This is a genomic window from Desulfurispirillum indicum S5 (assembly GCF_000177635.2).
GTDB lineage: Bacteria > Chrysiogenota > Chrysiogenetes > Chrysiogenales > Chrysiogenaceae > Desulfurispirillum > Desulfurispirillum indicum.
Map to the genome: position 1 here is coordinate 1,956,075 of NC_014836.1, position 17,782 is coordinate 1,973,856.

Consider the following 17,782-nt stretch of genomic DNA (forward strand, 5'->3'; position numbering starts at 1 on the left):
CAAACACGCAACCATGAACACTCAAGGAGTACACCTGATGCCCGCAATACCTGAACCCGGAGACAGCACACTGCCTGCACTGTTCTCCATACTGTACGTGGAAGACGACCCATCCATTACCGTTCTCTATGAGCGCATGCTTCAGCACCTGGGCTTTCAGCGCATCCTGAGCGCGGCAGATGGAGAAGCCGGTCTGCACCTCTTTGAGCAGGCACGCCCCGATATTGTGCTTTCCGATATCATGATGCCCAAGATGGACGGCCTCGACATGGTGCAGCGCATCAAACACATCAGCCCTGAAACTCCCATCATCATGGCCACTGCCTTTAGTGAAAAAAACTTCCTTATGCGCTCCATTGAAATCGGCGTCGATCGCTATATCGTCAAGCCCATTGACCGTAAACAATTCGACTCCACCCTCCTGGGCGTATGCCGCACGCTTTATCAACAACGCGAAGCGGAAGAGTACGCGAAACGCAAGATTCAGATGCGTATCAACAAAGCCACCGCAAACACCCTGAGCGAAGTGGCGAATATCTTCCCCAACCCCACCATCATCTACGGAAGCAACGGTGAAATACACTTCATCAACGACGCCTTCACCATGATGTTCGAAAACACTGATCTGGAAATGCTGAGCAGCCGAAAAACAACCCTCGACCAGTTATTCCTGAAACGCCCTGGCTTCCTGAACAGCCTTGAAAGCTTCCACCCCGAAGATACCCTTGCGAATCGCGTCCTGGTGCGAAAAAATCACATAAACACCATTTACCAGGTCAACCGTCGTACCATCGTTCTGGGCGAAAACCAGGAGCACTGCCAGGTATTCAGTTTCACCAATGTCACCCGCCTTGAGTATGAAAAACATAAAAGCCAGAACCTGGCCCGCCTGCTGCGAGAGGCCATTAAAGTCCGCATGCCCGCCCAGAAGACCACCGCCACAGAAACCACACCCGCCAGCTCTGCCACACCCCTGCTCAGCAACGCTGAACTGGCGGTCCTGCGACGCAGCCACCTGCATAAAACCCCTGCCAGTGAATACATCAACGGCCTTGATGAAATTGTCATTGGTCAAGTGGAAGAGCTGGCGGAAGTAGACTTTGAATTAGAGGAGCACCTTATTGAGCTGGCGCGAACCCCCAATCGAGAATACCGGGAACTGATCGCAGCAGATATGGAAAAGTACGCCCGGGCCATGCGGCAGCTTGTGGACTTCAACGACCTGGCCTTCGCCCTTGAGCAACTGGGAGAACTCATTCGCTCCATTGCCCCCCAAGCCATCAACATCAACAAGTTTATCGTCCTTATGGACAGCGTCCGTAAAGATCTTGCCGACTGGCGACAGATGATCTTCATCACCCGTGAAGCCCTGGATATCCACTACCTTGACAGTTCGCTTTTCAGCTCCTGCCTGCAGATTCAACTGGATTTCGCGCCAGGTGACAGCGATGGCAATGACGGAACCGGCGACCTGGAGCTTTTTTAGCAGCATACGGAAATCATCGCCCTGACAGTACAGCTGCCTTCCCCTTGACGAAAAAATATTTACGGGTACTATCAGAGCAGTAGCCCAGGCGGTCAGAATGCACTTCCCTGCAACGGACCTCCCTTAGTGGCTGCGCCAATCACGTTCCCGGAGATGAGAAATTGCATGTCTGTTCATTTCACCAAGAGCCCCGCAAAGTGAATACGATTTAAAATGAGCAGATGGAGATGATCAAATAGATACAACCATGATAATCGTGCTTGTCATGGCCATTATATGGTTTGACAGCATTGCCTCTTTGGTGGCCAGACACCTTTTTCGCCGCAACAACCGGAAAAAAGAAGACAAATAGGAATAAAGCGGCGGGAAGAACCCGCCGCTTTTTCTTTGGAGACACTGAGATCATTGACAGGGGCGACCGATTCCCCTAACTTCAGGCATGGCCAATCAAGCATATACCACAAGGAGAGCCTATGCCTCGCGTCCTTCTCATTTTCCTGACCATGGGTCTGTTTCTGCTCGCCAGTGCTGCCAGCGCCATGGCGCAGAACATACCTGAGCTCAACGCAGACGACATAAGAAAACGCCTTGGCGAGCCCGGTTTTGTCGTGGTGGACACCCGCACCAACCAGGAGTACCTCCGCGGACACATCACCGGAGCCATCAACATCAGCTCCCAGGAATCCCGCATGTACCGCGATATCGCCCGTTTCCTGCCCCAGGACAAAAACACGAGCCTCGTCTTCTACTGCCGTGGCGAAACCTGCAGCCTGGCACCCGACGCTGCCATGGCCGCCTTTCGCGCAGGTTACCGCCACGTCTACACCTATCGCGGCGGCTACCCCGACTGGCAGAGCAAAGGGTATCCGGTCAGCACCGCTGACAACAACACGATCCGCAACTGAAGTTTTCTTGCGTGGAGAGGCCACCTTCGACCCCTGATGGAGACTCGAAGGTGGCATTCAGTTTGCGCGCGTCAATAGCTCCTGGAATCAGCCAGACCGTTCAGCACTCAATCCCTCCACGCGCTTGCTCTAATGAGGCAGCTGTCAATAAACTGCCCCGTTTCCACAATGCGAAATGACAAATCAAAGTTATAGTTGTTTGGGTAAGAGGTACTAACATATGACGCATACTGGTCACCCTCCGGCAGGGCGGGAATCCAGAAGCGCACAGCTGTGCCGGCCTCGGTGATGGTGTCGCCATTCTGGATACCCAGAATGCTCGGAGACGGGATAACCGCTGCCAGCTCTTCGTTCCTCGCCACCAGCTGCAGGTCTGCGATGGTATAAGCCTGGCCCTGGCCGGCGGTCAAGCGGATATGCTCATCAATCGTCCAACCGCCTGCCTGATTCATCTCGATCAGGGTTGGAGTATTCTCTCTGCTCTGCCTTGCACAGGTGCCGCTGGTAGCACTTCCAATCGTTCCCTCGGGCAGGCTGCGGTCGTTCCATTGGTCATCTGCCAGTCGTAATACTATCTGCTCCCCATCAGCTTCTATTCTTTCCATCAGAACGCCAGGCCAGTTACCGTCCTCACGACTGTGAACGGTAAAGCTGAGGTACTGAGGCAAAGCTTCCTCCAGGCCATCGCTGGCCTCAACCTTGATGCGATACAAACCTGGTTGGTTAATGTTCTCCAAAGCCGCCGCAGAATCGGGTTCAGTTCCTGATTCCAGTCTGCCCCACAAACTCAGCTCCGCGGTACTGTCCGCAGGCTGTTCCTCAAGGGTCCAGTTGTAGTACAGCCGGTCACCATCCGGATCAAAGCCCCCCGCCAGCATGTTCACCGCCGGGAGAATCTTTCCCTCGGCAAGCACCACGGGTGAATAGAGGCCCTGCTGACGAACTCGCCCCAATTGATGTAATCGGACACCACCACTGTGTGTAAAGCCAGGATTCAGCACGGGCGCATGGTTCTGTTCTTTCGCCAGAATCGTGGCGGTCTTCAATGAGGTGGCGTGATTCTGACGGCTTACCTGCCAGGGAACCGAGACGGCACCCTGGCTGTCGGTCACTGACAAGGCGGCAATGTAGGCACCGGGCACATCCGGGATAAATTCCGCCCGCGACATGGTGGCCGTACCATCAAGAAAGTCGGTGTTGCTGCCTACCGGCCTTTCAATCCAGCTCCACTGCCAGAAAATCTGGTCATCATCGGGGTCATAGGATTTGGTACCATCAAGCAGGACAACCTGTCCGGTCAAAGCAGTCGAAACGGGCACCACGACCTCTGCAACGGGCCTGGTATTTGCCAGACCGCCCACTGACGCCTGGAGGGTGATTTCCAGAGGTTCGCTGTCCTCGTGACCATCGTTGGCAACGATGCTGACCGTATAGGTACCAGGCGCCGCAATGATAATGCCCTGAGGGTTCCAGTTTAAGGGATCCGTATTGCCAGAAGGTTTTTCCAGCCAGGTGTAGGTGAAGGTCAGAGTATCGCCGTCGATATCATAGGCATCAAACCAGTCCACGAGGCGATGGATAACGTTTGCTTCCACATAAGTCGGTTTCGTATTGGCGACGAGAACTGGTCTGGTGTTGGGCGCATCCTCTGGCTTCGTGACAATGACCTTGGCAGTGGCTGGCTGGGAACGGGAGAGGCCATCATGGACGTGCAGTTCAACATACCAGGTTCCAGCCATATCGGGAATAAAACTCGGAGTGGCGCTGCGAGCGTCGGTCAGTTCCATGACCTGCGACCCGGTTGGCACAATAGGAAAAGTCTCATATTCACCGACAAAGCGCCAGGAGTACGCAAGGTCGTCACCGTCGGCATCGGTACTGCCCGTGCCATCCAGGGTGACGGTTTCACCGCGATTGACACGATATACACGATCACTGCCTTCCTGTGTACCGCCCACATCGGCGACCGGGATAGCATTCACTGCGGATATGTCTATCTCGACATGTGCTGGCGCACTGTAGGTATCGCCATGCCGTACAACCAGCGAAACGGTATAGGTGCCTTCGGCATCGGCCAGAAAGCGGGGGTTGACTGCGGTAAAATTATCCAGACTGGTGTCACTGGCAGCAGGCACTGTCAGGCTCCACGCATAGGTTAATTCGGCGGCATCACCGTCGGTAGGCGCTGCGCTGTGGCTGCCGTCCAGCTGCACCCAACCCAGGTAAGCGGTGGACGGAACCGGGGTGATGACCGCAACCGGTTCGGTATTCGTCGCATTGATGGTCTGGCGGGCATGGGTGCTGGCTCTGCTGTCCGCAACCTGTACATTGACCTCATAGGCTCCAGGCAGATCGGTGTACAGTTTGCGTATGGCATCATTCATACAGTCTGCACTTTCGGCAGGCTGTTGCTCTTCTTCTCCTTCGCCGTCTTGCGATTCCTGCGCACTGTGCAGCTCAGACTCTTCGCACACCAGGGTGACGGTGCTGCCAACAGGCTGACTGAGCAGGGTCCAACTGTAGCTCAGGCTGTTGCCAACACCTGGCGTGCTGCCGCTGGCATCAAACAGGACGCTTTCGCCCATGGGCAGACTGGTGCGGTCGCTTGAGAGCACGGCGACAGGGTCTTCAGGAGTACTGCTGCTACTGCTGCCACAGGCACTCAGGAGCAGCAGACACAGGGTGGTGAGTACTATAAGGCCGGCAGACGCAGAATGATTCATGACATTGTCCTTTTTCGTTGGGGTTATCAATAAACAGGAGCGGCTGGCTAAAAATGCAGGGTCATGCTCAGGCGGGCGGTGCGGCCTGGAGCAGGCACCAGACCCAGGCTGAGAGCATCGAGGTAATACTGGTCGGTGAGGTTGTCTATATTGAGAGCTTGTCCATAAATAATTATTGACCATTATGATAGTTTGCTATAGAATGATTCAGTGAGAGATCATTCATGGCGGTGATTTATGTCTAAAGTGCAATCATGGGAAGTCTCAGATGCTTTCTGGCAAAGAGTTGAGCCTTTGCTGCCAATCCAGCAAAGAGATCCTGACAAGACCTACAAACGCAAGCCTGGTGGCGGACGGAAGCGACTTGACCCCAGAATGGCGTTTTCCGGCATTGTCTATGTGCTGCGCACCGGTTGCCAGTGGAAAGCCATACCCAAGGAGCAGTTTGGTTGCGCCAGTGCCGTGCACAAGTACTTCATTGAGTGGAGTAAGGCCGGTGTATTCGAAGCTATTTGGCGTCAAGGGCTGGCTGAGTATGACGAGATGGAGGGAATTGCCTGGGAGTGGCAAAGCATAGATGGCGGAATGTACAAAGCACCAATGGCTCTTGAAACCGTAGGGAAGAACCCGACGGATCGGGGAAAAAACGGGAGCAAGCGTCATGTCCTGGTGGACGGTCGTGGCGTCCCGTTGTCCATCGTCGTAACCGGAGCGAACCGGCATGATGTGAGCCAGCTTGAAGCTGTTCTTGATGGCGTAGTCTTCGAGAAGCCTGCAGAGCAGGAGCAGCATCTTTGCGCAGATTGTGGCTACAAGGGAAAGCAGGCGCTCAGCAGCATTCTTCAGCGCGGATACATACCCCATGTAAAGCAGCGAAAAGAAGAGATCGAGGACAAGAAGCGTGACCCATCAAAGAAGGCGAGGCGCTGGATAGTGGAAGCATCTATTTCCTGGTTCAACCGTTTCAGGAAGATTCATGTGCGCTTTGAGAAGCTTGAGGTCACTCACTACGGGTTGACGTGTCTTGCGGCAGCCATAATCACATACAGGAAAATCGGCGTAATTTATGGATAAGTTCTGAAATCCAGCGTTACCCACTCATTGGGCTGATAACTGGCGAACAGGTCGTATACCTGATAGCTGTGCCACTGCACGGGGGGGGCAAACACCCCTCGAGTATCATTGTTATACAGCGGCTCCTGGTTGCGCTTTCCCATGAAGGTGCCACGCGCACCCAACTCCAGCTTTTCTGCAAACAGCCGAACTCCAAGCTCGGCGCTGGCATTGTGATTCGGGGGGATCATATTGTTGACATAGCTGGCACCAAGGCCATAGTCGGTGCACTTTTCGCGGCGACCTGTGCCCTCATGGCAGAGCTCGATTTCGGTATACCGGGTGGCGCTTACACCAGCAAAAAGCCATCTCAGATCGTATTTTGCCGATACCTCAAAACCATGAAAGCTCGCACTCTCGATATTGCGCAAACGGAACTCTTCACTCAGAGCGTATGGATTGCCCTCCCCGGCATTAATCATGGTGCGGGTAATGTAATCTTTCGTTGTGTTCTGAAAAGCGGCAAACTTCAGACGCACTCTATCTGAGCCGACGAAAACCCCGTCACGCAGCAGATTCACCCCCAGTTCCCTGCTTTCGGTTCGCTCAGGCTTGATGGGAATATCCATTGCGGGCTGCACAGAGAAGCCGAGGCTGCTTTCAAACAGGCTGGGCATTCGCACACCACGGGCATAGCGCCCATAAAGCTGCAGGCCTGTGACAGGCTCCCAGGTCAGGCTGGTAAGTGGTGCTGTACCATGGTGGCTGTTCTCGAACTGGATATAGGTGGTCTCCGGATTGGACCTCTCCAGACACACTCCGTCTTCGTCAAACTCCAGACAGGTCACATTATCCCTGTAATGGCCGTCCCCCACATGGGTCGCCAGAAGATTGCGGTCTTTGGATGTGAATGCGATGGAGCGAATTCCGGCATCAAGGGTCAGTGTTGGTGCAAACTGCCATTTGGTGGCGACAAAGGCACTGTACTCTTCGCGCCTGGCATCGCGCCCGTAGCGCACGTCCTCACTCTGCCAGGCACCGCCATAGCGCAACTGAAGATCATTCGCGCCATAAAAATCCATCGTGTTGGTGATATCAGCACCCCAGCGCTGGTACTCTTCAGGAATAGCCCAGCTTGTCAACGTCTCACCGATACTGCCCATCTCGTCATCTTCAAACTGATAGAGGCGATTGAGTGTCTCGGATCTGGTGAGCCAGATATTCAGCTTCATGTTGAGCCAGTCATGGTCGGGATCCCAGTGATAGCGACTGCTGTAGGTATCCGTTGTGACAACCGAGCCAACGGTCTGACGCACCGTGCCGAGCAATTGTGATGGCATGATTTCCCCGTGCGCACTCTCGTAACGCATGTAGCCAAGCTCCCAGCTTTGCGTTTCATCGATATGAAACAGGGCTTTGAAAAGCCAGGTCTGGTTTTCGAAGTTACTGTTCACGATCAGTTCTTCGCCCCGAAAACGTGTCAAGCCATGAACCTCTGCCTTTACCTCGGTTTCAAATGGATAACGGACGCTTGAAGTTTCCACCCAGGGAACAGGACCGTGCTTGCCAGCATAATAGTTTCCCTGGCTGCGCTCGGCATAGGCTGCCACAAGGCTGCCCCAGTCAAAACGTCGGGCCAGGGCGACACTGCCGGCCAGACTGCGCAGGTCCAGCAAATCAGGGCGATTCATGCTTTCATCACTGGCAAAACTGTCACGCAGCTCCTGAATGCTGCCTGCACAGTCCGAGGTGTCACATTCATTGTTTTTGAGTGTAAACTCCCCTGAACCCACAAAATACCCTGATGGTGTACCCAGCTTTGCCGGGCTGCCAGAATTGTTTCCCAGCAGACTACCGCGCAGGCGAATGCCCCACACATTCCCGGGCTTGATAATGTCAGTCGCGTCAATGGTTCGCATGGTGACCATGCCACCAGTGGTCCCAGCACCCTGAGCATCCATGGTGGGTCCTTTATCAATGCGAATGCCTCCGATAAGATCAGGGTCCACATAACTGCGGCTGGAAACGCCAGCATAACCACGATAGACGGTGGTTTCCTGGCGCGCACCATCGACGATAACCGGAACGCGCCCCTGTCCCTGCATGCCGCGAATGTTGACGTCCAGCCCCCCGCTGTTACGGTTCTCCCCGATAAGCACGCCGGTTTCTCCCTGGAAGATGTCACCGACAGAGGTGCCACGAAAGCGCTCAATATCGCGTCTGGTAATCACACTGACCGATGCCGGGGTGAGGTATACCGCATCTTCCTCACGGGTGCCGCGCACATGCACCGGCTCCAGAGCGAAGCTTTCACGGTTGGGTGGCGACTGCAGCATGTCCGGTGTCGAAAGGACTTCATCAAAGGGAACTGCCGGAACCACAGGCTCAGCGGCAAACTCGAGGGTGACGACATTGCCGCCGTTGAGGCGCCAGTACAGCCCCGTCCCATCCAGCAGCTGCTCCAGAGCTTCACCGGCAGTGTGCAATCCACTGACTCCAGGTGAACGAAGACCCTCGACCATGCCGTCTTCCATGAAAATATCCATGCCCGTCGCCAGGGAGTACTGCAAAAGAGCGCTGCCCAGGGGCTGGGCAGCTATGGAGAAATGGAGGAAGGAGTCAAGGGGACTGTCCTGGGACCAGACGACGGTATTCAGGGTGATACCGATCAGGGCAATGACGCACATGCGCCGGATCACTGGTTGTAAAAAATGCATCTGCAGTTCTCTCCTGTCTGTTCGCTCACAGCTTGCTGAAATACCTCGAAAGATGCAGGCAATTGAAAAGTACTCAGATCCACAGCGCTCACGAAGCGCGGAATAAAGCGTACTCCCCGTACGTTGCCACCGCAGGTATCGCAGCAGGTGAGGGGTTTCAAGAGCCTGGAAAAGGGCACCGAACTGTCCCCTCTACCTGGTAAGACGGATGAGTGCCGTGGAAGCATTACAGGCATGGAAAATTTATTTATTTTTCCTCATTAATTTATATAGACCAAACAATCAGCTGACTCGACGCCAATCGCCTTTTGCAACACATATTGCACCGATCCGGCATCAGCGACACCCCAAGCTACCAGCTGAAACTCATGCACCCTTGACAAGAAATCACAAGAGTGCAATAAAGTTCACCAGACCTAACTCCATTGAAATGCAGCCAGACTGTGTCACTACCAGAACCCAGGGAAATTTAATGTCAGACCAGAGCCCCCAGGGGCTTTTCCGCGATTATCAGAAAGAGGTGTTCCGCTATTTCAACCTACGGGTTCGTGCAGCCGGAATCGCCGACGACCTTACCCAGGAAACCTTCCTGCGGCTGCTGCGCAGTTCCATACGAATTCTCAATCCCCAGGCGTATCTTCTGAAAATCGCCCGTAATGTTCTCATTGACTATTACCGGTCCAGCCGTACTCTTTCCCAGGAGGACATCAGCGAGGAGGAATGGGAGAATGCTGTGGGCAAAGCCCCCTCACCAGAGGAAGCCTATCTGACCCGCGAGGAACTGGAGATGGTGCTGCAGGCTATTGAGGAACTCCCACCCCGTGGGAAGCAGATTTTCGAGATGCATCGCCTGCAGGGGCTGAGCTACCAGGAAATAGCCCTGAGAACCGGCATTTCGCGCAATACCGTCATGGTCCATATCACCCGTGCCCTGGCACACTGCAAAAAACGACTGAACGCATACCGATCGCAGCGGGAGGAATCTTGAGAAACAGCACCTACTCTGAATCGCGGCTGACGCCGCACTCCCCGGCCATGGACTTTAGTGACACCGCCCATGGGCGTGAGGCGCTGGATGAAGAGGCCATTGCCTGGTTTGTACGACTGCGGGATGAAGGCACCACACATGAGGAGATCGTGGCCTGGAAATCCTGGATGAAAGAAGACCCCCGCCACGTGCGGGCGTGGCAGGAGACACTGCAGCTCTGGCAGGGCCTGGAGCCCGGGCACATCAGCCGTGGCACCCCGCTTTCCACGAACAGGCGGCGGTGGCAGGCGCGGAAACTTCTGCTGAGCGCCGCCGCCATCCTCATCCTCCTGACAGGCACAACATGTATCAGCCTGCTGCACCACCCCGGAGGGCTGGGATGCCTGACGGCAAGCCACTGTACCAGTGCCGGCGAAACTCGACAGGTACAGCTGGAGGATGGCTCCCTGGTGACCCTGGGCGCCGCCTCCGCCCTCAGGGTGCACTATGACTCCGGTAAACGCCTGGTACACCTGCGCCACGGCGAAGCCTACTTCGATGTTCAGCACGACCCGTTGCGACCTTTTGAGGTTCAGGCGTCACAGGGGAGCGTCCGTGTCGTGGGAACCAGCTTCAACCTTCGGCTCAAGCCACAGGGAGCCCAGGTCAGTGTTGCCAGCGGAAAGGTTGAGCTGAGTACCCACGGGCAGCAACTTGAGCTCACAACAGGACAGAGCGCCCAGTACACGGGCGCCCATCTGAGCAGGCTGCCCGAGAGTGATCCGGCCACCATCGGCCTGTGGCGTCAGGAACGACTGCTGTTCCAGAGTACCCCGCTGGGGGAAGTACTGCGCGACCTGGATCGCTATCACCCAGCTCGTATCCTGGTTGATCCTGCAGTGGCATCCATGCCCGTCAGCGGGATCTTCAGCACCCGCAACCCCGAAGCCGCGCTGGAAACTATCATCAACTCGCTTGCCCTGCGCGAAACCCGTTTTGGGAACCTGATTATCCGCATCGCACCAGCGGGATAATTCAGCGTTGCACGGAAAGGAAAGTGCAGGACACTGCGCCGAAAAAGCAAAAAAACATGCTGATGCCAGCAGAGTGCGGGCAAGGAAGCGGTTGATTTTCCGGGATCAGATGGCTCGCATTATCAACTGAGCCAGAAGCAGCAGAATCAGCAGCAGGAAGATAATGTCCACCGTTCTTTGAATGCTCATATTGCTGCCAGGAAAACGCGTTCGGTGGTGCGTCGATGAGATTCCCGGCACTTCATAGAGCCGTTCGATGGCAGAGAGTACGCGCCTTGCGGCTGCGGCCGTATTCGCCAGACGCTTATAGAGATACCAGAACAGCACCACCAGCACGACACTGACAAGGGTGCTGACGTACCCGAAGCCACCGCTTTGCGGAAAGCTCCCGAGAGCCAGATAGCCGAACAGAAAAAAGGCGCCCGCGATGGCCAGGTAAGAGATGTTATCGTAGTGCCGCAACTCATACCCAAGGCCCTCATACGAAGCAGTGGGGAAATTCCCAAGATCGAAATTCGCAACATCGACCCACTCGCGTCGAATTTTCTCAAGGGCCTTTTTTTCGTGGGCCTGTAACCTGACACGTTTTGCGGAATCAGTCGGATCACAGGCTTCCTGGTAGCTCAGCTCGTAGTCCTGGAGCACTCTGCCAAAGATAAACCTGGTCCTTGGCATATGAAATGCGGACGTGATGATGTGCACCCTTTCAATACCAGCAAGTGAAGTGAGGGCCCGGAGCACTCCGAAGGCATCCTCAAGGGTATTGGAGGATTTTGTGGAAGGCAGGATTCTGTCCGGGCTGACCCCCTGCCCGAGAAGGTACAGCGCCAGCAGCTTTCCATGGGGTGTTGCCGAGGTGTTGAAATGATCGCCAAATGCCCCTGTGGGAAGAACCAGGCAGTCAGCATGCGCTTTTACGTACTCTGCAGCTGCCTGGGCACGCAGAATCGCTGTTTCAGACAGCTCTCCCGCCTCATCATTTTCATTGCCCAGGAGTACCACAAGGGTTCGGAACTTTTCCATGACAGCGCCTCTTCAATGTTTTCTCTCTGAACCTGAGGTCTACTCGGTCGTCACGCGTAAAAGAAGTATGAAATCGGCAATCAGAGCCGCGCGCAGCCATGATCGCATACGACGGTGAGAAATCATGGCGTTCAGGGTCCAGACCACCATGGCTCCTGTGATGGTTACCAGAAGACTCTCAGCAAGCGGCATGGCTCCCCCTGCCACATCAAAGCGCGTTCACATGCGACGCAATACCCTGAGATTAATGATGTTATCAGAAAATACCGGCACGTCCTGCAGACGTCAAGGGGTTTCCGGGGAGTCGCCACTTTCCTGTGGTATTACCCTCTGCCCGCGTGAGCACGAACACCCCCAGGCTCCCTCGGACGTACATCTGGGACTTGTGTCTTATCCCTTTTCTGTGTCATGGTAAGAGCCAGCAAGGCAAAGCACCTGGTGCTGAAGAAATACCGTGGGACCACTATGAACGAAGAATATGGTTCATCCAGTGAATTCATACAGCATCTCCGCGAGGAGTTTCTCCAGGAGCTTCCAGAGCGGCTTCTCGTCATGGAGCAGCTGGCACTGCAGCTGGAAAAACAACCTGACGACCAGCAGAGCTTCACGGAACTCTACCGGCAGGTGCATAGCCTCAAGGGCATCGGAGCCACCCTCTACATTTCCCTGATGACAGCGGCCTGCCATCAGTGGGAAACCCTTTTCCAGGAAGGCGAAAGATACCGGGACAACGCTTTTGCTGACCTGGCGTTCCGGTATATTGATGTGCTCGCGCAGATCGGTCAGGCGGTGCAGGAAGGTCTGTTTGAATGCCCAGGCTGCCAGAGCCAACTGGAGCAGTTGCGCCAGTTCCATCTACAGGAGCGCTACGCAGTTCTGATCGCCGACTCATCCCGGATGATGAGGAGCCTCTACCGCATGACTCTGGAGCCTTTTCCTCTACAGATCACCACGGCAGACAATGGGCTTGAGGCCTTGGAGAAGCTGCTCCATAATCCCTTTCACATGGCGATTCTGGGCGGAGAGCTCAAGGAGCTGTGCGCCCAGTCCATCATAGCGGCGCTGCGTCTGAACCCAGGACGCAACCGACGCATTCCGATTTTCCTGGTCACCAGCAGCGAAAAACCCTTCTTCGAAAAGATCACCATTGACCAGGTTCTCCGGCGCGACAAAGACCTGCAGGAAAACCTGACGAAGGCGATAGAGTCCATTCTCCACCAGCGTGACGGGTAACTCTGCGCGACGCATTGAACGGCTGAAAAACACCTTGCGCAAAGCTCTCACGACACCGGAGACTGTAAGTCCGCCCCCAGGATCACCTCAGCATTTTGTCACAAACCGAGTGAACAGCGGGCAAAGGGGTGCTGGCCAAACGCAGATCATGAAAGGAATCCCATGTCCTGCTCACAGTGCACAACAACCCCAAAACTGCCAATCGGACCCCAGATACAGTATATCAATGCTGCTCATCGGTATATTCTGGAAAAAATTAATTCCCCGTTACACACAAGCGGCATAACCCCAGAACTCTTTGATGCACAACTGGCAGCCAATACCGACGATTTTGCCGCCACCATCCAGATGCTCGGCAGCAGCGCATCACTGACCGAGCTTGAGTGTCAGCACATCAACATACTCCCCCTGGCCCCCGGCGAACCCATGGACTTCGGCAAACCCTCCGCTGAACCGCTGCGCCAGCTCCCAGGCAGCTGAGGAGGAAACATGCACGAGCTTTATCGCGAAATTGAACTGGACGCCCCCTGTGAAGCTATCTGGGACTTTATTGCCACGCCCCGTAACCTCAATGCGCTCACACCACCAGAGCTGCAGTTCAGGATTATCACGGATCTGCCAGATACCATGCACAACGGGCTGACCATCCTCTACCACATCCAGGTCCCCATTTTCGGTTCCCATCGCTGGCTGACAGAAATTAAGCATATCCGCGAGGGAATATCCTTTGTCGATGAACAGCGACAAGGGCCTTACCGTTTCTGGTACCATTACCACGAAATACAGCGCCTGGGGCCAAGGCGCTGTCGCATGGTGGATCGAGTCACTTATGCCCTGCCATTGGGTCCACTGGGAACATTCGTCCATCGCCTGATTGTCAGAAACATGCTGGGCACGATCTTCGACTACCGACATCAGAAACTGCTGGAGCTGTATCCACCGACAGATGAGTCGGCGCCAGAGCAGCCTCCCGTCATAGCTGCAGCCAGAGATGGTTAGAGAACCTGAGGCTGCGGCGCTCCCAGGTAATACCCTTGGGCGTAATGTATTCCCAGTTTGCGAACGGTTTCGAATACTTCTTGTGAGTGGACGAATTCTGCCACGGTGTAAATCCCAAGCCTGCGTGCCATAAGCGCAATACTCTCGACTGCAGCCGCATGTACCGGATTGGTATGAACATCGCGGATGAGCGATCCGTCGATTTTAATACACTCTGGCCGAATTCCGATGATGTGGTCAAAGTTGGAGAATCCACTGCCAAAGTCGTCAATAGCGATAGTGGCACCATGACCTCGAGCCGCTTCTGCAAATGACTCCAGCATAGCCCTGTCCCGCATGTGCTCAGACTCCACAAGCTCAAGGATGATTTGACCGCTGAAAGGAGCAAAGAGGCGCAACTGCTCCAGAATATACTCACGCTGTGAGCGATCCAGGATATCTTCGTAGTCAAGGTTAATGGCAAAGCGATGCGCAGTTGCGCGAAACCGATTGAAAGCAGCATCAATCAGACTACGCGAGAGGGAGAGATAGGTGCGATAGCGCTTCGCGATATCGAGAAAGCCCATGGGTGAGAGAATTCCTGCGACGGGATGATCTATGCGCATAAGGCACTCGTAGTGGCTGACTTCCAGGCTTTCGGTATGGAAAATCGGCTGAAGCCAGGGGAGTACGCGCTGCTCGCGCATGCCATCGCGAATCAGCTGGATGGTTGTCAGAACATTGGTCTCATCATGTTTATTGTAGCTGCTGGTCAGGATATCCAGATTGATGTCGATGATTTTTTCTGCGGCGTCCATCAGATCAAAAAGGCCTTCTTGCATAAGCAGATTGCGGACATAGCGCCGCACATAACTCATACCCACGTTCACATAGTGGTTTGGCAAGCCAATGCGCACGTGGGCGTCACTGATCTCATCAAGATAATTACCATATCCGTCGTCGTAAACGCCATTAAACAGAGCTACAAACCATTCTCCCATTTTACTGTGGTGGATTGATACCTGTGATTCATTTTCGATAAAGGCACGGGCGTGGGCAAAAGTGAAGATGAACTCGTGGAAGTCGTGCGCAAACCGATCCCTGTTAAGTTTTGCCAAATCCCGCAGCTCAACAAGCGAGGCCTGCTCCCCACGGCTGAAGTTATAGTGCTCAAAGGTATCCTGAATATTCCTCACTGGCAGTTGCTCCCTGGCATAGTTCATGTGCTTCTCACTATCCGACAGAGGAGGAGGTTGTGTCAACGTATGCTTTCTGCGCCAGGAGCTCCCGATCGCCTCATCCACTATCCACTGTCGCTTGAACACTTTCTTGAGCTTTTCATGATTATTTCCCGATAAAAAATGCCTATTTTGCCATATAATTACAAGTGAGTACGCATGCCCCTGGTGTTGCGCACCCTGCCACGAGAACTCAAGAGTTGCCATGTAAACATTTGCCCCACGGGGGGCTATTGATACTACATGATCGGCACACCTGGTATTGACATGTGCTCGAATCGAAAGGCTGGCGCCAACAACCTGCCGTCTTGGGTGGGGGAGAGAAATCTGCGCTATGATGCCTGCCACAGGAGCGATTTATGGGTCGTTTACGAATTCCCTCCATACTCATCGTGGAAGATGATCTTCTCGCCTCTGAACTGCTGAGCTGCATTTTGAGCAGCCTGGCGGAGACAGTGTATGTTGCCAATGATGGTGAGCAGGGATTGGCTGTCTTCCAGATGCATCGTCCAAGCCTGATCATTACCGACCTGCACATGCCCGTGATGACAGGCAAGGAGATGATTCAAAAAATTCGCCAATACGATTCCGAGGTGCCTATCGTTGTCATATCTGCCTATGCGGACACATCAAACGTGGTTGAACAAGCCAGTGCAACCATGACCAAACCAGTACGCAAAGAGGCTATCCAGGAAGTTGTCCGACAACTTTTCCCCTGCCCTTCGTACAAAGCATAGGGAAATGGAGGTGAAAATGGCTGAGACGATACGTGAGCAGCACCCTGTTGAGGTGTCCCGCCCTGTCACGGCTACCCCCTTTCCCCTGATTGCCGTCTTCTGGACTCTGACTATCTTCGCGATGGCAGGCTGGTCATTCTTTGAGACATACCGATCAGCTCTGTCCAATGCGGCATCAGCGGCTCGTATCGGTTTTTCCAAAGATGTACACTATCGCCAGTGGAATACCCGGCATGGCTCCGTCTATGTACCCATCAGTGAATATGGCACTCCCAACCCCTATCTGGCCCATCTCCAAGAGCGGGATGTCATGACCAGTGATGGTCTCCCATTAACCCTTATCAACCCTGGCTATATGACCCGCCAGGCCCATGAAATCACCGACGCCATTACGGGTATACGCAGCAATATAACCAGCCTGAAGACACTACGGCCGGAAAATGCCCCGGACAACTGGGAGCAAAGGGCACTGCGCGCTTTTGAACTGGGGGTGCCTGAATACAGTTCCCTGGATAGTATAGAAGGGAAAGCATATCTGCGCCTGATGCAACCGTTATTGGTCGATAACAGCTGTCTGCGCTGCCATGCCCATCAGGGATACCAGATCGGCGATGTTCGTGGGGGTATCAGTGTTTCTATCCCCTGGGTACCGTATCGAGAGAGTATCCTGTCAAAACTTCCTTTTTTTATAATCAGCTTTGGCGGCATATGGGTAGTGGGTTTGGCAGCGGCACGCTATGGCTTTGATCGCATGCAACTGCAGATCCAGCGAGAACACCACCTGGAGCGAAAGCGTTTTGAAACATTGCTTCATGCTGAGCAGGATCGCAAAAATGCCCAGATACGCCTATTGGTTGACCTGGCCCACCAATGGCGGCAGCCGCTGAATGTGATCGGACTCTCCATGCAGAATCTCGAAATGATTGCCCTGGATGCAAAAGCTGACAAAGCCAAAATCCCTGAAATAGTTGGCAGCGCCATGGAGCGCCTGGAAGGCCTCTCGCACACCATTACCCGGATGACGGGACTTTACGAGTCAGCAGATACCATTGCTCCGGTATCCATCGCTGAGGCCTGCGACACGGCCAGCAGTCAGATACGCTCGCAGTGTGGAGCGCCTGGCCTGACTGTTTCCAACTGTATTCCACCCAACCTCACCCAGCTCGCCTCAAGCTTTGACCTGGTGGAAATGTTCATCAGCCTGTTTTCCAATGTGCTCACCATCGCCGAAAAACGGAATACCACCCCGACTCTGACCATTAAAGCAAGGGATATCAGTAAAGGAAAGGTTGAGGTGAGCGTGTGCGATAATGTTGGAGGCATTGAGGATTCTCAACTGAGTGATCTCTTCAGCCCTTACACCACAAGCCATTTTCGCAGTGAAGGTAAGGGACTGGGACTTTACTTTCTCTCACGGAAGGTGGAGGAAATCTACCAAGGCAATGTGCAAGCGCGAAACTGTGGCAGCGGAGCCTGTATAGTCATCATTCTTGGTGCCCATAAAGACGCTGACCACCCTGCTCTGATGAAGTCGAGTGGCGGGGCTCACTCATGATATGCTGACGAGCTCCATTGTGCTTCGTATTAACCGCGATCAAGCACATTTATGAGATACGAGCAGCTGAAGTTTCGCGTATTATCGCCTTGACTTAAGGCACTTTCCATTGACGCTTACCACACTGGAACAG

14 protein-coding genes are annotated in these 17,782 nt (G+C 54.3%); 10 read left to right on the forward strand and 4 right to left on the reverse strand.

Translation table 11 applies throughout. The annotated features are described in order from the left end of the window. Positions 1-37: 37 nt before the first annotated feature. Together SELIN_RS14095 and SELIN_RS09245 are read left to right on the forward strand one after the other, a co-directional pair. Positions 38-1,486, forward strand: a complete 1,449-nt coding sequence (locus tag SELIN_RS14095) for a response regulator (RefSeq protein WP_013506399.1) — start codon at positions 38-40, stop codon at positions 1,484-1,486. Between the two features lie 473 nt (positions 1,487-1,959). Then, positions 1,960-2,391, forward strand: a complete 432-nt coding sequence (locus SELIN_RS09245) for a rhodanese-like domain-containing protein (RefSeq protein WP_013506400.1) — start codon at positions 1,960-1,962, stop codon at positions 2,389-2,391. A 107-nt stretch (positions 2,392-2,498) separates the two neighbouring features. Here SELIN_RS09245 and SELIN_RS09250 read toward each other — a convergent pair whose 3' ends face one another. Then, a complete protein-coding gene (locus SELIN_RS09250) occupies positions 2,499-5,114 on the reverse strand; it encodes a PKD domain-containing protein (protein WP_013506401.1) in 2,616 nt (871 codons plus the stop codon). Between the two features lie 237 nt (positions 5,115-5,351). On the opposite strand from SELIN_RS09250, the gene SELIN_RS09255 reads away from it, so the two are divergent. Then, the gene (locus tag SELIN_RS09255; RefSeq protein WP_013506402.1) at positions 5,352-6,188 is read left to right on the forward strand and encodes an IS5 family transposase; all 837 of its coding nucleotides are present in this window, start codon (positions 5,352-5,354) and stop codon (positions 6,186-6,188) included. Here SELIN_RS09255 and SELIN_RS09260 read toward each other — a convergent pair. Further along, positions 6,179-8,884, reverse strand: a complete 2,706-nt coding sequence (locus tag SELIN_RS09260; RefSeq protein WP_013506403.1) for a TonB-dependent receptor — start codon at positions 8,882-8,884, stop codon at positions 6,179-6,181. The genes SELIN_RS09255 and SELIN_RS09260 overlap by 10 nt on opposite strands. A gap of 472 nt (positions 8,885-9,356) precedes the next feature. Here SELIN_RS09260 and SELIN_RS09265 point away from each other — a divergent pair, with 472 nt between their 5' ends. Together SELIN_RS09265 and SELIN_RS09270 are read left to right on the forward strand one after the other, a co-directional pair. Continuing rightward, a complete protein-coding gene (locus tag SELIN_RS09265; protein WP_013506404.1) occupies positions 9,357-9,872 on the forward strand; it encodes an RNA polymerase sigma factor in 516 nt (171 codons plus the stop codon). Beyond that, entirely contained in the window at positions 9,869-10,885 is a 1,017-nt protein-coding gene (locus SELIN_RS09270) for a FecR family protein (RefSeq protein ID WP_013506405.1), read from the forward strand. The genes SELIN_RS09265 and SELIN_RS09270 overlap by 4 nt, the downstream gene beginning before the upstream one ends. A gap of 105 nt (positions 10,886-10,990) precedes the next feature. Here SELIN_RS09270 and SELIN_RS09275 read toward each other — a convergent pair whose 3' ends face one another. Further along, positions 10,991-11,908 carry a YdcF family protein gene (locus tag SELIN_RS09275; RefSeq protein WP_013506406.1) on the reverse strand — a complete coding sequence of 306 codons (918 nt, stop codon included), beginning with the start codon at positions 11,906-11,908 and terminating at the stop codon, positions 10,991-10,993. Between the two features lie 465 nt (positions 11,909-12,373). Between SELIN_RS09275 and SELIN_RS09280 the strand changes: the two genes are divergently transcribed. From SELIN_RS09280 to SELIN_RS09290, 3 genes are all read left to right on the forward strand, one after another. After that, positions 12,374-13,141 (forward strand): Hpt domain-containing protein, encoded by a 768-nt coding sequence (locus SELIN_RS09280; protein WP_198007081.1) that lies wholly within the window; start codon positions 12,374-12,376, stop codon positions 13,139-13,141. A gap of 162 nt (positions 13,142-13,303) precedes the next feature. Continuing rightward, on the forward strand, positions 13,304-13,621 hold the full coding sequence (locus SELIN_RS09285) for a hypothetical protein (protein ID WP_013506409.1): 318 nt from the start codon (positions 13,304-13,306) through the stop codon (positions 13,619-13,621). Between the two features lie 9 nt (positions 13,622-13,630). After that, positions 13,631-14,140: an SRPBCC family protein gene (locus SELIN_RS09290; protein ID WP_013506410.1), complete on the forward strand. Its 510-nt coding sequence runs from the start codon at positions 13,631-13,633 to the stop codon at positions 14,138-14,140. On the opposite strand, the gene SELIN_RS14100 is transcribed toward SELIN_RS09290, so the two are convergent. Continuing rightward, positions 14,137-15,342 carry an EAL domain-containing protein gene (locus SELIN_RS14100; RefSeq protein ID WP_013506411.1) on the reverse strand — a complete coding sequence of 402 codons (1,206 nt, stop codon included), beginning with the start codon at positions 15,340-15,342 and terminating at the stop codon, positions 14,137-14,139. The genes SELIN_RS09290 and SELIN_RS14100 overlap by 4 nt on opposite strands. A gap of 374 nt (positions 15,343-15,716) precedes the next feature. On the opposite strand from SELIN_RS14100, the gene SELIN_RS09300 reads away from it, so the two are divergent. Next, positions 15,717-16,094 carry a response regulator gene (locus SELIN_RS09300; RefSeq protein WP_013506412.1) on the forward strand — a complete coding sequence of 126 codons (378 nt, stop codon included), beginning with the start codon at positions 15,717-15,719 and terminating at the stop codon, positions 16,092-16,094. Positions 16,095-16,110: 16 nt separating this feature from the next. Continuing rightward, positions 16,111-17,649: a c-type heme family protein gene (locus tag SELIN_RS14105; protein WP_013506413.1), complete on the forward strand. Its 1,539-nt coding sequence runs from the start codon at positions 16,111-16,113 to the stop codon at positions 17,647-17,649. The last annotated feature ends 133 nt before the right edge of the window (positions 17,650-17,782 follow it).